This is a genomic window from Halorussus ruber (genome assembly GCF_004765785.1).
Lineage (GTDB): Archaea > Halobacteriota > Halobacteria > Halobacteriales > Haladaptataceae > Halorussus > Halorussus ruber.
Window position 1 is genome coordinate 1 of sequence record NZ_SBIT01000019.1, and the last position, 16,717, is coordinate 16,717.

Here is a 16,717-nt window from a genome sequence, read left to right on the forward strand (position 1 = left end):
GCAGTCTAACTGGCTCACGACCCGGTTTTTGAACCCAGTGTAGTGGGCTAGTGCGACATCCTCGTCGCCGGTATAGTCCAGCAAGAGTGCTAGCGCAAGTTGCGACGGGCCACTTCCACTATATCCCCAGCTGAAGCCCGAGGGACTGTGGTTCGCCAGTTCGAGGCTTGGTTCTGGTGTCACCCGCTCTTGACCGGGTTGTTTTTCTACGACAGCGCGTCCGCGTCGCCGGTAGCCGACGTAGACGATATCCTGTTTCTGGTTTGGCCGTGTCTGTTCGAGCGATTGCGAGTCGGTTGTTCCACTCATGATTCGATTCGAGGGACTACTTCGAGTCCCCTGCACTCCTCAGGGGGTGAAAAACTCACCGCGGTCGCTTCTGGCCTAGCGTTTATGGAAGCGAGATCTCCTCGGCTAGCGAGACGTCCGCTCCATCCCGCTCGACAATCCCCTTTTCAGCAAGAGTGGTGACTGCCTTCCGGACAGTTTCTGGCCGGTCAATGGAGTCGTCGTTGTCTGTAACTTCCCGATACAGAACCTCGATTTCCAGAGAGCCAGTTTGGAGATGTTCGATGACGGCCTGCTCGGTGAAGGCACGGTCTGCGAGTGCTTCGACTCGGTCGGTGAACCCCGAGGGAAGCCCATCGAATCGCGTAATTGTCTGCTCAAACGTCATAAGGGGATGAGAGTAGCTGTACAGTTGGTGAGCCTCGACAGTCCCTGAATTGACCGGGAGTTGTGCCTCAAGCTCTTCTCCGACAACGCTAAACTGCAGGCCAGACCGCACAAGCGCGAGCATATCTTCGGGGTCGTATCCACGACCTGCAACGCCTTTCAGGAGGAACATATCCCCTTTTGAGAGCGTGAAACCAGCAACTGACTCTCCTCCGTATATTCGCTCTGCGCGTTCGCGCATCTTCGTCGAGAGCCGAAGCTTCCCGACGATCTGCTCCTCGAACAAGTCCACCTGAACACCCGTCTCACTAGCCAACTCTAATGTCCGTCCAACATCCTCGAACTCTGAGGTCGGCTCATTCTCAATGACAAACCCCATATCGAGGAGAGCATCTCGAACGAGCTCGAATTCCGCGGAAACGCCGAGCACAAGGTCGATGTCTTTTGTCTGATCTTTCAGCTGGTGTGCAGTCATCGCGCTTCCACCGACGAGATAGACCTCGACGCTCTGGTCAAGCTGGTTATCCACGTCTTGGAGAAATTCGGTGATTGCCTCACGGCCACTAAACGGACTCATGGTGAGACCTCGTATTGCTGTTTGAGTGCCTCGAAATCACGTGTAGTTGGGATATACTCCGAGCTAGTTGGTTCACCGTGGAGGAACGAAAGCATATCTTCAATGAGTCCAGTCAAGCCGTATTCCGTTGCAGTTGTGCGTAATTGCTCTTCATCAAATGCGGTCGTCGTCAGTAGGAGGAGTGCGTAGCTCGTCCGCCGGCTGTCGGTCTTGGCGACGAGTGTGTGACAGACGAGCTGTTCGACAGTAATCTCGGTGTCGAGTTCGGAGTAGAAGACCGGCGGTTGGTTCGCACCAAAGAAGGTGAGGCCGTATTCTTCGTACCGTACAAGCCCTGATACTGCCCAATTATCCGTATCTACGAGCTGTTCTCGGTCCTGTTTCGCTTCGACGGACACGAGTGCTTCCGCGGGGGTACTCCACAGAACGACTGCGCTTGGGGCGTCTTCTCTCGCTCGGTGTGCGTGTTCGTGGTCGACGAATGCCCGAGCAAATTCGACGAGGTCCGTGAGGTCGTCTGCAATCTTGTACTGGGTTCCGTCTTTGGTAAGCATTGCACGCTCTTGCAGTGGTGCAAGGAGTTGGTAGACCCGCTGGCGTGTTATCGGGAGTCGGTCTGCAATCTCGCTCACTTTCCGGGGTTGGTCCAGAAACCAGCAGACATGGAGGGTGCGTCGAGAGAGAATCTCCGAAAAATCGATATGGGGGTGTTGGCTTTGGAGTCGCCGGTAGGCGCGAAACACGGCTGTTTCTGTGGCTGAAGCCACTCTTCGATTGCGATTTCCGCGTTTCGTCACGACGAGGCCGTTCTGCTCTAACTCTTCGACCACTTCGTGGACGCGGCCCATGCTATAGCTCGTTTGCTCGTGAAGGGCTGTAATCGATCGGTCCTCGGTCAATGCGTCGAGGACTCGAAGATGCGCTTCCCCCATCATCTGGTAAGAGATACTAAAGCAGTATATAAGAGTCTTCGGCTTTAGTTTACAAACATCGGTTTCGGGTTTTGTTTCAGCCACCGGTACTCGAATATCGATCCGTTGGTCGCTCCACAGTAACTCGGACTTCATGCACCCCTCAGGGAGAACGAAAAACTCATCGCGGTCACTCCGTCACGTTCCCTGGCTAGCTCGGGCACTCAGTAGTGAACGTCTGCTGGAACAATCCAGAGATTCTCGCCCTCGTCGAGGATACGGTCAAGCTGGTCTCGATGCCGAATACCGCTCCCATGTTCGTCGTACAGGAAGATGGTGGGGCCGTCGTACGCGCCGACTTGGTGGAACGCATGTCGGGCAAGCCCTTCATCACGCATGATCTCCTCGCCGCTCAATTCCTCAAGCGCGTCCCGGACGCGGTCAAGGTTCCGCTCGAACTCGCTCTTCGTTGCCTCCCACCCACGTTCCAGCAATTCCTGACCATCGTCGGATTCCACAGGAACGGCTACTGGCAGGTCGCCCCACCGGGCCTTCCCAGCGACTGACGTGCCCGACTCGTCAAACGTTACGTAGTAGTCGAACACAGCATCTGCGTGTGGGCTGGCCCCGACGAGTCGGTCGAATACCGTCTTTCCAGTCGCGAGTGCTTCGTCTCGTGTCGATGCCTCTACCAAGCTGTAAATCACCATATGCATTGGTTCTCACTTCGGTTCGCCGACGCACACGACTACATGCCGCGCTACTGGTTGATGCGCCGGCACTCATCGCCGGCGCAGAAAAACCACGGACCGACATCGTCCAACTGGAAAGGAGTGGTGAGTGGGACTGCAGTTAACCAACAAATGCCGAAATACGCGCTCGACTGTTGGTTAAGATTGTCCCACTGTCTACTGGTCTGCTTTGGGTTCTGGCCCGTATCGAGGCAGCCTACATACCCGGCATTCCCACATCGGCTGACCACTCCACTTGTCGTCAGGGACGGTCTCGAAGTCGAGGAATCGGTGCCTCGTATCACGGTCGCACTCACGACACTCTAATTGTCTCCTGTTCGGTCGCTCGCGTTGCTGGCTGTCAACCGTGGTCTCTTCGACAGATCGCTGGAGTGCAATTGCGGGGACCAGCCACACGTCGTCTGTGTCCTCAAGAAGCGTCATAAGACGATGTTCATCGTGAACGCTATGTCCGCTTTCGTCGTAGAGGAACGTCGCATGTTCGCCGTTGTGACCTGACTGCGTCGTGTCCTGCCACTCCGTCAGTTCACGGGCAGTCTCGAGTAGCTGTCTCCCCGAGTTGGACGTAATCCGTACTGCTTCGGGAAGCGAAGGCCATTCGCTGGCAAGTTGTGAGGCAGGCTCTTCGTCGAACTCGGAGATTAGTTGGCAGTCGTCGACCGCGGGGTCTCTGTCGGCCTTCACGAGGAGGCCCGCCGCCGCAGTCCCCTTCGCGACGGCGCTGTCGAACGTCGATGCTTCCACGACTAGATGAACAACGTGAAGCAGTGTCCACTCGGTATCTGAACTCGACTGGTCCTCTTCGGAGTTATCGAGGTGGTTCACCAGACAGAACCGACATTTGGTCCGACTCGAAGGAATAGTTGCTCCACATGAGGAACACTCGCTCTCCGTTACTGTCGTCTCGTTTGGATATCTTGTAGCGACTGCATCTAGTCGCTGTTGGCTCGACTCCTCGTCACTACTGTTAGAGAGTTTGTCGTCGGGAACATGCGTTGCTTCGCCGAGCGGCCGAAGTTCTTCGTGGTCTGAGTCCCGCTGAGTCATCAAGTAATGTAGTACTGCTGCGTCTTCGTATTTAAACGATAGCCCTTGGTCAACCTATTGAGGCCCGCGAATTAGGGGAACACGCGCATTTACATAACGAGTTCGTTCAATGTGTCTCGGTGGGTACGGATGGTCACCGTCGAGACATTCGCGGCCCGTGCGACGTCTGATTGGACCATCAAGCGGCCTGCGTCACATCCCGCTTTGTATAAACATGCGGCGGCGAATCCTGTCGGATCAACGCCTGAAACGGCACCTGCTGATTCTGCCTGTTCTGCTAACTGCCGGGCACGATTCCTGATTCGGTCGGGGATGTTGAGCTCGGAGGCTAACTGGGGAATGAATCCACTCGGCCTCACCGGTTGGGCTGGAAGGCCGAGCTCCGTATTCAGCGTCTGATACGCAGTCCTCACTCGGGCCTGCTCGACACGAGCTGGCTCAGTAACGTCATCGAATGTTCGCGAGAGGCCGTTACATCGACATGCGCCGTGGACGCTTGCCGCCGCCATCGCCTCGATTGACTGACCCCGAAGCAGGTCTTCATTCTGGGCGCTCCGGAAGAGTTGGCATGCTTGGTCACGAATCGTCTCGGCGAGGCCGAGCGCGCTACTGATACGGCGGACCTCCCCGAGGCCGTGTGCGAGGTTGCGCTCGGCCTTCGATTGGAAGCGCCCGCGGGACTGTTCCCGGCGGAGTCGACCGAGTTGTCGTCGCTTTCGCCCGGACAGGTCATTTCCGTTCGCGTCGGTCCCACGCCCGATTTCCGTCGAGAGACCGCGGTCGTGGCGCGTCGTCGTCAGCGGCGCACCTGTACGCTCTCGGTTCTGTTCGTCGTTACTGAACGACCGCCACTCCGGCCCGTGGTCGATGCGTTCGTCTTCGAGAACGAGTCCACACTCCTCACAGACGGTCTCTGCGACGTTGGTGGTGACCTGTCCGTCGCACTCCGGGCATTGGTTCGTTGTATCGTTCTGTACGTCCTCGTCGAACGCCGTCTCGTAGATAGCACTACTTGCCATAGATATCACGACTTGTTCGAGGATATCGCCGACTCGACACCCTCGCCCCTCGTGGGGTGTATAAAAATCAGCCTCGGCTCATCCATATCCGAAATAGTAGTCCGATCAGTACCGCATAAGCGTTAAATCACAGCGGCGTAACCAGTCTGAGTGAATGGCCGAGACCGAGGAACGAGCGTGCTGTCGCGGTGCCCGCGTCGCCGACAGCGAAGAACTGACGAAAGACGCTGTTCGGGCCGCCTGCCGTGACGGTATCCGGTCGGCTATCGAGACGCAACTCGACGATGCAGACTCGACACCTATCGTTATCGACGGGCTACCAACCATCGGGAAGACCCATCAAGCGTCGCGTGTCGCGGCTGAGCTTGACGAGCAGGTTGCAATACTCACGCACCGATACGAGACGCGCGATGACCATCTCGCCGCCCTCAAGGACCACTTTGAGGGGAACCCGGTCGAGATACCCACCTTCGACCGTACCTGTCCGACGAAACGAGGCGAACACGGCGAGCGATGGAAGGACCGCCTCAGCGAGTACCGCGCTCGGGGCGCGTCGCCGACGTACCTCCACCACTATTTTCGCGACACACTTCCCTGCATGGACGGCAAGGACTGTCCGTACCTCGCCCGACGAGACGTAGTCGAATCTGCAGACGTGGTCATCGGAGGGCCAGCACACGCCGGACTGGAAGATGTCGTCGAAGACCGCGTCGTGATCTTCGACGAGGACCCTCAAGAGACGTACCAGACCGAGTTCGACGCTTCGGACCTCGCCGAGTACGTCTCGGCGTTCCTCGCCAATCGGGACGAACTCCCGATAGACAATTACGAACAACTCCGCCTCGTGGCGGGCAACAAGGATGGATTCGCACCCCAACACGAGACGATTCGTGACTTCCTGACCGACAGCGACAGTCTCGACCAGCAGACAGAAGCGATACGCGACGAGGGTGGTCACGTCGAAGCACCGACGGCCGTCTTCGCATTCCTTGAACTCGATGGCCCGACAATCGGCGAAGCGTCAGGTCACGACTGGGACGATACGCTCCGCTCGGAAGCTCAACTCGATTACGCTGAATTACCGGACGGTGCGAGCGTTGTCTACGACCAGAAAGAATCACGACTCGTCGTTCGGCGCGCACCTGACCTTTCCGGGACGCGTGCGGTCGTCGGTCTCGACGGGACGCCCGTTGAACGACTCTGGCAAGGGCGACTTGGAGCCGACGATATCGAGTCGTGGCGCGTCCTCTGTAACGACTGTCGGAAACAGTACCTCACCGAAGTCGTCGGGTACACGTTCGTCCAGACGACGACGTCGGTGAAACCGTATAGTAGTGGCGAACATGTGAACGAGAACGACGACTACGGACTCATCGAGGGCGTTGCCAACCGGCATGAGACGAAGCCCAATGTCATCACGACACTGGCGGCGGAAGACCAACTTTTCGAGAACGTTTCGTCTGAAGCGTTCGTTTACCCTGACCGAGTAGCAGAGCAGATTGAGGACTCGAAACACTACGGGAACCTCCGAAGCAGTAACGACTTCGAGGGTACCGACGTAGGTATCATCCTCGGCTCCCGACATCCGGGGGACCGCGCGATTCAGATTACTGCAGCCTTAGAAGGGTATACTGCAGTCCGTGACGAACAAACGAAAGGAAACGAACTTGATTACGGCATCCCCGGAAACCCGTTCCTTCGCCATTACCGAGAACACGAGGTCGCCCAAGCAGTCCTTCGGTTTGGACGAACGTCCCCGGCGACGGTCTACATCCACACGTCTGCAATTCCCGACTGGTTGGCAGAGATGGTAGCTACCGACCCGTCCGCGGTCGATATCCGGTCACGTAGAGAAGGTGAACGCAGTATTCTCTACTCGCTTCACGACGACGGTCCGGGAACGGCTGGTGACATCGCGTCACGAGACACAGTCACGGTCGGAGAGAAACACACTCGGGACTGTCTCAAACGACTCCATCGGGAAGGCGTTGTCGAGCGCAACGATACCCAACCCTACTGCTGGCAGGGGACCGACCTCGGCGACGTTCCACATACTGCTGCCGTTGACCTCCCCGAGAGCAATGACTTGACGTCGTCCCAGTGAAAGCCGACCTGCGTTCCATTGGCACGGAAGATTTATATCCCCCGTCTCGTGGTCCCCCGTCGAATCGGCGGTAAATCGAAAGCAGTTCGCGGCGGCCCGCCTCGCGGCGTTTTCCGAATCCCGTCTACCAACCAAGTAGAACGTTCACCGTCTCCCAATCCCTGCTACTTGGCCTTTCCTCCAGTACCTCGGAAACTGAGCTACCACGTATAATTCTCTATACGGATCCCCTCAGATTAATCCCCTAATTCCTACCTGTACCCAACCTTTCCTTCTTCCACTACCCTGGCAATCCGTTTCTTCCTCACTACTGTCCTATCCCCTCCTTCCAGAATTGTCGGATACCGACCTTTCGCCGCGAGGCGGGCCGCCGCGGGGGCGCGCCTCTACGGTAGTGGAGCGCGCCCGTCGCGAAGTTGCGACGAGCGCGCCACCTTCGACCATGACGACAGAACACCCTGTCCGCAACGCGGACACGACTGAATCGAGGTATCGATCGACTCCGCGGTTCGAGCAACCGCTCAGCGACGATGAGGTCTGGACTATGCTCCAGACTGCGGCCAACAGCGACCGCATCATGCCCATCGTGAAGGGCAACTGGCAGCAGTCGGCCCGAGACTACGACTCGGCCGAAAGGGCTGCTCGGGCCCTCGTCTTCGACCTGAGTTTCTACACGAACTACCGGTTCAGCCAGGTTCGTCGGCTGTTCCGCCAGACTGGAATGCGAGACGTCCTCACCGACGTAGAGATCGACGACATTGTCGAGGCGGCCTACTTTGAGCAGGGTGGCCGGAGTTACCCCACGTTTGAGTAGGTCTGCCCTCTTCGAGTTCGTCTCGTCGCAACAAAATTGAATAACTGACAGTAGTTTTCTCCGTTCTCTCTAGAGTTTCTTTCTCGGCATGAAAGAGAGTACATTTCGCTGTCAAGGTCGTGGCTGCGCGCGCAACGAAGTGAGCACGGAGCGGAGGGTGGGGCGGCGGGCGTCGGGTGGACGGTATCAAAAAAGAAAGAAACTGCTTAGCGCGCTACTCCCACCAGCGACCGCGCTCAGGGAACTGGATAGTCGTCCACCCAGTCACGGCGAGGGAGACACGTCCTTCGTACCAGTTCCGAGCCGCCCCACGGATGCACACGCGCTCGCCTTCCTCCATCCACGGCGCATTCGAGTTCTCCCAGACCGTGACCCGAGTTCGCCCGCTTTCGTCTTCGATGAGCCCGACTTGTGCTATACTGGGATGCGAGGGTTCCCACAACGTCTCGACACGTCCGGAGATGCTCACCTCCTTGCGATTCACGTCTTCAAGCTTGCCGATTGGAATCACGTGTCCCGGCGCTGTCTGCAATTCTCCGTGAACGCCGACGACCGCACTCATCATGCTCGCCCCTTCGACCACGCGCTCGGCCAATCGCCGACTGATCGCCGCTCTCGTCCACCCATCCAACTTCTCGCTTAATCGCTGTGTCTGCTCGTTCACGCTCGCTAGCTCATCTTGGGATAGCTCCTCACGTGGGTCTAGACGGTCTGGGTCCGCCATTGGGTCTACGCTCGCCGCCCGCTTCTGGAACTCTCGACGCCGCTCCTTGCTCCGCTCTGCCGCGATATCTCGCGCCCGCTTTGCCCGTCCGTCCTGCGTTCCGAGTTCGGCTTTGGCACTAATTCGCTCTAGTTCCGCTTCTCGTGCATTGATGCGCTCTTCCTGTTCGAGGGTCGCACCTTGGATCCGCTCCTCATCCGTTTCGACGATTCCGTCTGGGTGATTCGCATCCACCTTCGCTTGGGTCTCCTGCTTGACCGTCGCCTTGAACTCCGGCGTCTCGTCCACGACCTCGAACCCGTCCGCATCGACCTCCGCTTCGTCCGCCTGTTCGAGTGCCTGTTCATCGACCGAAACGACCTTGCCGCTTGCGTTGTTACTAGACATTGGTGTACTTGCACCTGAAGGCGTTCACGCGCCCGACACCGCGATGCCTCAACATCGCGGATTTCCTCGACAACTACACCCAACAGACTCATCTGCGCTCTCGCTCGCGCCTTCGCGCGCCCCTTTGGGGCGCGAGCGAGAGCGCGTCCGAGAAGGCGACTCATCCAACACCGCGCGGCGACCCGGCCGCTGCGAGCGTCCAGCGGAGTATGCGTCGCGGGGTGAGCACCCACGGCGCGCAACCCCCGACGGATACCCGCTGGCGTCGAGACCAGATGCATTTTAGCCCGGACCGGGCGCTCGCGGTGCGGAGAGCGCCCGCACGCCCGGAATGGTCGGTCGCGAGCGATGCGGCGGCCGGAAAGCGGCGAGCGGGGCGGGCCGTACTCAATAAAGGCAACCTCGGTGATTAGAGGCCTTCAACTGCCACTAATCAGTATCCCAGCTGAAATAAACAGAGTGTCTTCTTCAGACGGGGGATACGGAGACACAAATGGTGATTTCACTAACCGGAAGACAAATACCGATTATTACGCAGGTTGAACTATGCAACGCCGGACTGCCCTCACTACGATAGGTGGCGTCACGACAAGCGTAGTCGCTGGCTGCCTCACCCCGATGCGCGGCGATTCTGACGATCAAAACGCAAAGTCATCAACCGACGATAACATCGGCGCGGGCATATGGCCGCAAGTTGCCCACGACGCCCAGAACACCTCCCATACGCCGGACACACGCGGTCCTCGCGACGGGGCCTCTATAGCGTGGACTAGTCTCGGTGACCGACCTGTCTACCCACCTGTCGTCGACGATGCCCTCTACTTCACCGAGGCGTGGACTGACGGAACCGCATTTGCGCTTGCGTCCACGGATGGCACAGAACAGTGGTCGAATACCGAACTCCCGCCGATGCGGTGGGCTCCAGCCCTCTACGAGGATTTGTTGCTCGTCATCACGCGCCAGCAGGGCAACGTGGTCCGACTCCACGCGCTAGATACGGCGACCGGCAACCAAGCGTGGGTCCGTGAAGATGGGATCACGGCCTCTAGCGGGGAGCGGCCACCGATTGGCCCAACCGTCGCCGATAGGTCTGTCTACCTCGGCTCGAACCGCGGCATAATTGCGTGTGAGGCGGCGACAGGAGCTATTGAGTGGACAGCTACGCTCGGGAAGCACGTCGTTGACACCGAGGATGGCCCGACGTGGCGGACTGACTGGGCGACGCCAGCAGTCACCGCCGAGCGCGCGTTCACGTTCGACATGAACGACAGCTACCAGCAGACACGAGAGGTGTACGCAGTTAATCGGTCGACAGGCGACCGAGAGTGGACTAGAGAGTTAACGGTCGGAGATGGTTGGTTTCTAAAAGGTCACGTTGTCGCAGGTGCCGACTACGTCTTCGTCTCAGCATTGAAGCCACACGTTTCGGTCGGGTTCGATGATTCGGAGTGGTCGGGGACAGAGAAGTTATTCGCACTTGAGGCCGAATCGGGGGCTGTTGTGTGGGAGTGGGAACTTCCTCGGAAAACACTCACCCCTCCGGCATACGCAGACGGTACGCTATACGTCGGTGAGTGGTATCCAGATGCCGATACCGGCCGGTTACATGCTCTCGTTGCGAGCGACGGAAGCCACAGATGGACATACCGGACCAATACCGGTGCTGTCAGATCACCTACGGTCGCTGGCGATACCGTTTATATCAATCAAGGTAAGGAGCTTGCCGCTGTCGCAACTGCGGATGGAACACGCCGCTGGCAGTTAGAGGTCGGTGCACGTACTGGGTCTCTGGTTATCATTGGAGACACGGCGTATGTTCAGACAAACCCTGGCCACAATTACGATAGCCAGTTATTGGCAATCCGTGAATCGTAGTCTAGATGCTTGCGTGGTGCCCTCTAGAATAGTCGGTTGCGAGCGCAATAGCGTTCTTGTGAGCGAAGCGACTGAGGGTCTGAGACGGAGTCCCGCGCGGTCACAGGATGCTGAGCGGATAAGGACGTTCGAGTATCGTGACTCTCGTATCATTGAACGTCGGCTTGTCAGTTGTCGTCCGTCAGGAGATCCTCGATGAACCGGAATCCATTCACAAATGTGATCGAGTCCTCGTATCCCTCACTCGCGAGCACGGCCTCGGCTCCCTCGCCGGCAAGGGTATCGGTCGTGTAGATATACACCTCGGTCACTACTCCATTACTGAGCTGCTGGGCTGCCAACGCGGCAAGGGCAGGATCAGCCCGCTCGACCTCGTCTGCTGGGCGGTCGTCGGCGTTCGCGATGTACCGCTGGACGCCATCCATCACCCGTGAGACGATTGGCTCCGAGAACTCGAGCGGCGGCGCAACCGTCACCCACCCCTCGTTGATCGCGGCGTCGACGGGCGGCGTTTCGACGTCAGGGTCGTCGACGGTCAACTCCTCGTACACGCGTTCCGGTAAGACGAAGGTGACGTCGTTCCGGCGAGCGAATCGCCGAACAGCCTGGTACCGGCTGTTCGACGGCTGCCCCATCGCGACGAACAGGCCGGTGTCGGCGATATGAAGCGCGCTCACGCGTCGCCAACTGCGTCGCCGTCGTCAATATCCAACTCGTCGAGCGATGCTCCCGACGCTTCGATATCGTAGTGCTCGTGGACGACAGGCCGGAGCGCTTGGAGAATCATCTCCGCAGCCAGCGGCGAGATATCGAGATCCTCGGCCATCAGCCGGTGGGTCACCTCGCCGCGTTCGCGGGCAATGGCGTAGGTAAGCGCCGTCGCGAGGCCGGCGACGCCGTGGCGGTCGATGTAGGTGTCGATGTCAGCGTTCGTCTCGCGACAGCCGACCGCGTCGATGAGCGCCGGCGTGATCTTGTACTTGCGGTCCCCGGCAGCCGTCGTCACGGTCAGGTCTATCTCACGGGCGGCATACTGGCGTGGCTGCTCATCCTGCGTGACTTCGACGACGTTGGCGTCGACGAGTCGGTTGACGTAGCTGTATGCGGTACCCTGTGCGAGTTCAAGGTCGTCCATCACGTTCTGGACAGTGGCCTCGCCCTCACGAGCGAGATACGCGTACAGTTGGGCTAGCTGTGGCTCTTCGAGGAGGTCCGCGACCGAGAGAAAGTCGCGGACGATGTCCCCGTCGGCGCGGTTTGAGGTGCGTGACACGGGCCGTTCTTGATTACAGTTTACAGCGAAACAGTAAAGAGTGTTGGGGTCACTCCGCCAGCGCCGCGACGAGGTGCTCCTCGGGGTAGCGCGTCCGGTACGTCGCCAACCCGCCCAGGTACGCTGACGCGCGCTACACGCCTCTCGGCGCGACCCGACACAAAGCTTTTCCAGCATCTCCGAGGAGTCACGACTATGCGCCGCCGCGCCCTCCTCGCGACCGCCGCCACGTCTCTCCCTGCAATCGTCGCTGGCTGTACCAGTTCCGGCGGGTTCAGTGGGGAAAACGCCGTCGCGGAAGTCTCTACAGCGAGACTTGAACTAACGACGATTGCTGACGCGGAACTCCCGACAGAGGTACTCTATACAGTCCGCTCAGCTGAAGGCGACGACGCGACTGACCAACTGTTCGATCGGATTCTCAACGGCGGTGCGACAACGAAGGCGACACGGCCGCCACTCCCCGAACAACGACATATCGCCTACCAGGAGGGCGTCTACGAGCTGTCCCACGACGTAATTGAGGAAACCCCTGCCACGAGGTACTCCGTAAAAGTGGATATCGTCACAGGCTCAGTGACCAAGGCAGAAGCCATTCAGTTCGCGGATCTCCCCGAGGTCGACCAGAATGAATTTGCCGGTCACGGGCTCGCTGATGGTGATCCGGTCGGTATTGGGACGACATTCCTCTACACGGACGCCGAACGCGAGCAATCTGTCCTCGTCCCTGAGTCAGAGTACTCGTACATCACCTGGGACAACGGTACTGAAGCCGAATGGGTCGTCGACGACGCCTACGACACGACCCTGAACACCTATCGATATACTGCCGAACAGGTGGCGACGGCCGCCGATTACGGCCAACAGATGCGTGAGCGGTTTGCGTTCGAACTCACGGGGCTTCCGGACGCCCAGCGGGACATCGTCGAAACGGCGATTACAGAGGGGCAGTACATTGTCGGCCCCGACGAAACGCCATCTGATGCGCTTGTGGCGCTCGCCGATCAGTTTCGCGGTCACGAACAGGCCCATGGACTCGACGAGGACGGCGAGGGTGATCTGAGCGGCACGTATCTGGTTCGGTATCAGGGTGACGTGTACTGGACGACGCTCGTCGTCCAGCGCGACGCGTTTCAGACGACGGCAGGTTGAACGAGGGGCCGCTTAGGGAGCGGGAGCCATAACAGACGACAGGTGGGACTGAAAAAGGCTGGACGCTCAACGTGCCCCGACGACGCAAGCACGAAGTGTATTATCGAATGCGTCTATATTGGTTATGGGAATCACGCTGGCGCGCATCCACGTGCTTCGGCCTCTTAGGTGCGTCCAAACTGCTAGTTCCAACGTGTTTAACCAACACTACGAAGGACTACGGTTCTGTGTTGGTTAACCAGTGACGGTCTAGAACTGATGTTCGGGCTTCACGTGGAATGTATCTGTGTCTGCGTTCGGCGTCTCGTTGGTTCGTTTCGAGGACGACCGTGAGAGGCGATTGACTAACTCGTCGCGAACTGCTTTGCGGTTGACTGTTGTTTCGTGCCAGCCGAGACGTTCGTCGTAATACCGCTTCTGGAATACCTCACCGACGTCGTCGACGGCGATGAACTGCGTCCGCTTCATGCCCGCTACGCTTGTCGAGACGTACTCGGCACCGACGTCTTCGTGGGTGAGTTCGACGAGTACGCACTCAACAAAGGAGATGATGGAAGTCGGACTTCTGTTGTGGGGAATCGTCAGTTCGAGATCTGCCCACGGTTCTTCGCTCAGTTGCTCAGTTTGCTCGCCATGGAGTCGTGATTGCTGTTGCTCGTGTTCTGAAGACATGGTTGTTGAGTGGGCACTTACTACAGCCCCTCACCCCTCTCGGGGGCGACAAACTCCACTGTGAATCGCAACAGCATCCAATGAGTGTATTCTGATATGTCGGCGACAGACGTTCGTCGTTTGATGGCCCCTCGGCCGGAGAGAGCCATCGGTGTGCTCTAGCTCTTCTTTGGATAATTCTGGAGGTACAGAGAGCGCTTAATCAGGTCAATAGTCACTTGTTTGCTGAAGCTCGTCCGGAAGTCGATCGAGACAGACTTCGAGGAAGCTGAGCGGGGCTTCAACCTCTATCACTCCCGGTTCATGGACTGATTCATCATCAGTTTCGAGCTGGAAATGCGTTGTTCCGAGGTCTGGATGGTCATCGTCTTTGTGCCAGCCGAGATTCACGACATCGTCCGCCCAATGAACGCGCTGCACGTCAGTTCCCTCACGTGGCCGCCAGAGGACCTCCACTTTAGCATCCGTCCGAGGGAATGACTCGCCAAGTAATAGTTCCACATCGACGTCTGCAACGACGGTTCGTGGCCGAATCCGCGAGGGGTCATATCGCACATCGTGGAACCCAGGGACGTTCTCCATTCGTTCTTTGATACGACGAAGGCCTTCTCGTCGGGTAAATCCCCGACCACCAGCAAGCAATAGCACCATCTATCTTGTTATCCTTCCTGCGGAAGCTTTGTAGACGACTCATCACCAAGCGACTCAGCACCTAATGTCGTAAGTGAACTCTTGAGGCTAATTGCGAGTTGAATTGATTCACGCATCTCAATGTTGTATTCCCACTCTTCGATGATTTCGAGGCGTTCACGACGTTCGTCGCCAGTCAAGTCATCACGGCCGATGCTCTGGCGCAGTTCTGCGAGCGACTCAATTTCGTAGGTGTCCTTCCACGCATCGACCTCCTCACCGACTGCATTGAGTTCGTGCGTGAGTTCGTCGAGTGTGTGTGCTTCCGCAAGTTCACGGACCTCACGGAGGAACTGCGTGACGCTATCCGGCTTGTAGCTCTTGCCCTCGTTTGTCTCGACGACCTCTAGATCACCCTGTTCGACCATCCGCTCAAGATACTTCACAGCGGTATCGCGTGAGACATCTGCTTCTTCAGCGATCCATCCTGCGTTACGTGGTTCTGTCCGCGTTAGCGCGACATAGTGGACACGTTCTGCTGCATCCGTGTTCTCGGGCCAGCGGGGTTCTTTCTTACTCATGGGTTGTGTCTTCGTCATGGCTACACTAATAGTTTCGCACTAGTGCGAATTATTTAGCACTCTACGATGGGTCAGTCATAGCGTCCTCGAAAATCTCGTACAGAGTGCGCCTCACCGTTCTGGCGCACAAAAACTATTACTCGGAGTCGTTTCCGAACAACTGCTTCGTCCGCCCCCAGACAGACTCCGACTGTGATTCCTCATCATCCGGACTCCCATCAACAGTACGCTCTTCGTGGGTCTGATCTGTCGCTTGGTCACGCTGTGTAAGTTCGGCTGTGAGCCGCTCGACTTCTGCTTCGAGTTCGTCAATGCGGTCGTTCTTCCATTCGAGGAGTGTCTCTAGCTCTTCGACGCGCTCGTTCAATAGCCGATTCTTCTCGGTGAGATACGCTTGACTCCGGGCTGAGTCGTCACGGCCGGCGTCAGCGGATAAGTCCCCGGTCGAGGCAGAGGCCTGGGTCGATTCCTCCCTCGGTTCTGGGTCGTAGAAGTCGGAGGTGTTTCCAACTGCTCGCTCGATAGTCTTCTCCCCGTACGTCGACCCGTCTGCGTAGTGGACCTCGTCCCATTTGTCCCGAAGCAGACCCGACTGGCGGAACAGATCGTCCATCCGCGTTTGGTCGCCACCAGTCCAGAACGCAAGCAGATTGCAGAGTGCCATGTCGGCCTCCGACTGGCTGTCGTACCCGCCTGTACTCCCCTTCCAAAGGCGCTCGAACTTCGCGCCGTTTGACGCGTCCATCGCCTTCTCAAGCAGTTCTTCATCCTCGAGGTCAACGTCAACCTCACTCGGCCCATCTGCCGCGGACCCCTCGTCAGCGTTCCCACGCCGGTCAGAGTCGGCCTCCGAGTCGTCGTCGGTGTCTTGGACATACTCACGATGGATCGCCGCGAGCGCGTCCTGCCGTCGTGCAACCCGCATCGGTGTCTCCTCGACATGGTCGCCGGTGACGGTGAAGAACCGCGCCGTATCGTACAGCTCGAAACTCCCCCGCCGGTTCCGACCGTCGGGGAGGTCACCTTTGATGAGCACGTGATAGCCGGTGCCGGACGGCGACACCTCCGTGTACGAGTCGAGGCGGTCGATAATGTCCAACGCCGCGTCATCAGCATCTCCGGTTTCGGGGTCCCGGCAGTCGTCGAGGTCCACGCCGACGATCGGATCATCATCGGTAAAGACGAACCCGATGCCGGCCGCGTTCCCCGTTTGGACGTAGTCGAGGGCGGTCTCGAACCCTGTCCATGTCTCCGAATCCGTCGAAGATGCGAACTCACCACTTCCCGGTGTCACCGGAATCTTCGTCATTTTCCCGTCCCGTTGCTCCTCTTTCCAGCACACCCATTGATCGCGCTCGGCCAATTCATCTGGTAGTTCCGATACCGCAACTGGTGATTCAGAATTCATCCTTAATCCTCTTCGTGAAACTTTCTCGGCACATCATGCACCCACCATCACGATGATGATAGAACGACTCTTGACCGATAGACTGTCCACGCACCTGTCCAACGGGTGCAACCCAT

17 protein-coding genes are annotated in these 16,717 nt (G+C 58.2%); 4 read left to right on the forward strand and 13 right to left on the reverse strand.

The window, feature by feature from the left end; genetic code table 11:
• The 6 genes from EPL01_RS20110 to EPL01_RS20135 form a co-directional block, all read right to left on the reverse strand.
• Window positions 1–309, reverse strand: a 309-nt coding sequence (locus EPL01_RS20110) for a DUF6166 domain-containing protein (RefSeq protein WP_135827076.1), incomplete at its 3' end; no start/stop codon positions are given.
• 82 nt (window positions 310–391) lie between these two features.
• Window positions 392–1,252, reverse strand: a complete 861-nt coding sequence (locus EPL01_RS20115) for a hypothetical protein (RefSeq protein WP_135827077.1) — start codon at window positions 1,250–1,252, stop codon at window positions 392–394.
• The gene (locus EPL01_RS20120) at window positions 1,249–2,187 is read right to left on the reverse strand and encodes a MarR family transcriptional regulator (RefSeq protein ID WP_135827078.1); all 939 of its coding nucleotides are present in this window, start codon (window positions 2,185–2,187) and stop codon (window positions 1,249–1,251) included. Before EPL01_RS20120 ends, EPL01_RS20115 begins: the two co-directional genes overlap by 4 nt.
• A 200-nt stretch (window positions 2,188–2,387) precedes the next feature.
• The gene (locus EPL01_RS20125; RefSeq protein ID WP_135827079.1) at window positions 2,388–2,879 is read right to left on the reverse strand and encodes a DUF7995 family protein; all 492 of its coding nucleotides are present in this window, start codon (window positions 2,877–2,879) and stop codon (window positions 2,388–2,390) included.
• Between the two features lie 192 nt (window positions 2,880–3,071).
• Window positions 3,072–3,962 carry a biosurfactant protein 1 gene (locus EPL01_RS20130; protein WP_135827080.1) on the reverse strand — a complete coding sequence of 297 codons (891 nt, stop codon included), beginning with the start codon at window positions 3,960–3,962 and terminating at the stop codon, window positions 3,072–3,074.
• Window positions 3,963–4,051: 89 nt separating this feature from the next.
• Complete coding sequence (locus tag EPL01_RS20135; RefSeq protein WP_135827081.1) at window positions 4,052–4,981, reverse strand: transcription initiation factor IIB; 930 nt, start codon at window positions 4,979–4,981, stop codon at window positions 4,052–4,054.
• 154 nt (window positions 4,982–5,135) lie between these two features.
• Here EPL01_RS20135 and EPL01_RS20140 point away from each other — a divergent pair, with 154 nt between their 5' ends.
• Complete coding sequence (locus tag EPL01_RS20140) at window positions 5,136–7,085, forward strand: hypothetical protein (RefSeq protein ID WP_135827082.1); 1,950 nt, start codon at window positions 5,136–5,138, stop codon at window positions 7,083–7,085.
• 442 nt (window positions 7,086–7,527) lie between these two features.
• Window positions 7,528–7,899 (forward strand): hypothetical protein, encoded by a 372-nt coding sequence (locus EPL01_RS20145; RefSeq protein WP_135827083.1) that lies wholly within the window; start codon window positions 7,528–7,530, stop codon window positions 7,897–7,899.
• A 214-nt stretch (window positions 7,900–8,113) separates the two neighbouring features.
• Here the strand turns inward: EPL01_RS20145 and EPL01_RS20150 are convergent, their stop codons facing one another.
• Window positions 8,114–9,010: a DNA-binding protein gene (locus EPL01_RS20150; RefSeq protein ID WP_135827084.1), complete on the reverse strand. Its 897-nt coding sequence runs from the start codon at window positions 9,008–9,010 to the stop codon at window positions 8,114–8,116.
• 546 nt (window positions 9,011–9,556) lie between these two features.
• On the opposite strand from EPL01_RS20150, the gene EPL01_RS20160 reads away from it, so the two are divergent.
• A complete protein-coding gene (locus EPL01_RS20160; protein WP_210424207.1) occupies window positions 9,557–10,885 on the forward strand; it encodes an outer membrane protein assembly factor BamB family protein in 1,329 nt (442 codons plus the stop codon).
• 167 nt (window positions 10,886–11,052) lie between these two features.
• Here EPL01_RS20160 and EPL01_RS20165 read toward each other — a convergent pair whose 3' ends face one another.
• Entirely contained in the window at window positions 11,053–11,562 is a 510-nt protein-coding gene (locus EPL01_RS20165) for a PIN domain-containing protein (RefSeq protein WP_135827085.1), read from the reverse strand.
• The gene (locus tag EPL01_RS20170) at window positions 11,559–12,158 is read right to left on the reverse strand and encodes a TrmB family transcriptional regulator (RefSeq protein ID WP_135827086.1); all 600 of its coding nucleotides are present in this window, start codon (window positions 12,156–12,158) and stop codon (window positions 11,559–11,561) included. The genes EPL01_RS20165 and EPL01_RS20170 overlap by 4 nt, the downstream gene beginning before the upstream one ends.
• Window positions 12,159–12,353: 195 nt before the next feature.
• On the opposite strand from EPL01_RS20170, the gene EPL01_RS20175 reads away from it, so the two are divergent.
• Entirely contained in the window at window positions 12,354–13,310 is a 957-nt protein-coding gene (locus EPL01_RS20175) for a hypothetical protein (RefSeq protein WP_135827087.1), read from the forward strand.
• A 249-nt stretch (window positions 13,311–13,559) separates the two neighbouring features.
• Here the strand turns inward: EPL01_RS20175 and EPL01_RS20180 are convergent, their stop codons facing one another.
• From EPL01_RS20180 to EPL01_RS20195, 4 genes are all read right to left on the reverse strand, one after another.
• Window positions 13,560–13,982 (reverse strand): DUF8030 family protein, encoded by a 423-nt coding sequence (locus tag EPL01_RS20180; RefSeq protein WP_135827088.1) that lies wholly within the window; start codon window positions 13,980–13,982, stop codon window positions 13,560–13,562.
• Between the two features lie 207 nt (window positions 13,983–14,189).
• A complete protein-coding gene (locus EPL01_RS20185) occupies window positions 14,190–14,564 on the reverse strand; it encodes a hypothetical protein (protein WP_210424208.1) in 375 nt (124 codons plus the stop codon).
• A gap of 77 nt (window positions 14,565–14,641) precedes the next feature.
• Window positions 14,642–15,193 carry a TrmB family transcriptional regulator gene (locus EPL01_RS20190; protein ID WP_135827089.1) on the reverse strand — a complete coding sequence of 184 codons (552 nt, stop codon included), beginning with the start codon at window positions 15,191–15,193 and terminating at the stop codon, window positions 14,642–14,644.
• A gap of 136 nt (window positions 15,194–15,329) precedes the next feature.
• Window positions 15,330–16,601 carry a phage NrS-1 polymerase family protein gene (locus EPL01_RS20195; protein ID WP_135827090.1) on the reverse strand — a complete coding sequence of 424 codons (1,272 nt, stop codon included), beginning with the start codon at window positions 16,599–16,601 and terminating at the stop codon, window positions 15,330–15,332.
• Window positions 16,602–16,717 lie beyond the last annotated feature (116 nt).

Bases quoted from the DNA above. Each gene is read 5' to 3' on its own strand.
- EPL01_RS20195 (WP_135827090.1), bottom strand. From the start codon at position 16,601: ATGAATTCTGAATCACCAGTTGCGGTATCGGAACTACCAGATGAATTG.
- EPL01_RS20145 (WP_135827083.1), top strand. From the start codon at position 7,528: ATGACGACAGAACACCCTGTCCGCAACGCGGACACGACTGAATCGAGG.
- EPL01_RS20115 (WP_135827077.1), bottom strand. From the start codon at position 1,252: ATGAGTCCGTTTAGTGGCCGTGAGGCAATCACCGAATTTCTCCAAGAC.
- EPL01_RS20150 (WP_135827084.1), bottom strand. From the start codon at position 9,010: ATGTCTAGTAACAACGCAAGCGGCAAGGTCGTTTCGGTCGATGAACAG.
- EPL01_RS20190 (WP_135827089.1), bottom strand. From the start codon at position 15,193: ATGAGTAAGAAAGAACCCCGCTGGCCCGAGAACACGGATGCAGCAGAA.
- EPL01_RS20125 (WP_135827079.1), bottom strand. From the start codon at position 2,879: ATGCATATGGTGATTTACAGCTTGGTAGAGGCATCGACACGAGACGAA.
- EPL01_RS20175 (WP_135827087.1), top strand. From the start codon at position 12,354: ATGCGCCGCCGCGCCCTCCTCGCGACCGCCGCCACGTCTCTCCCTGCA.
- EPL01_RS20185 (WP_210424208.1), bottom strand. From the start codon at position 14,564: ATGGAGAACGTCCCTGGGTTCCACGATGTGCGATATGACCCCTCGCGG.
- EPL01_RS20180 (WP_135827088.1), bottom strand. From the start codon at position 13,982: ATGTCTTCAGAACACGAGCAACAGCAATCACGACTCCATGGCGAGCAA.
- EPL01_RS20140 (WP_135827082.1), top strand. From the start codon at position 5,136: ATGGCCGAGACCGAGGAACGAGCGTGCTGTCGCGGTGCCCGCGTCGCC.
- EPL01_RS20160 (WP_210424207.1), top strand. From the start codon at position 9,557: ATGCAACGCCGGACTGCCCTCACTACGATAGGTGGCGTCACGACAAGC.
- EPL01_RS20120 (WP_135827078.1), bottom strand. From the start codon at position 2,187: ATGATGGGGGAAGCGCATCTTCGAGTCCTCGACGCATTGACCGAGGAC.
- EPL01_RS20130 (WP_135827080.1), bottom strand. From the start codon at position 3,962: ATGACTCAGCGGGACTCAGACCACGAAGAACTTCGGCCGCTCGGCGAA.
- EPL01_RS20135 (WP_135827081.1), bottom strand. From the start codon at position 4,981: ATGGCAAGTAGTGCTATCTACGAGACGGCGTTCGACGAGGACGTACAG.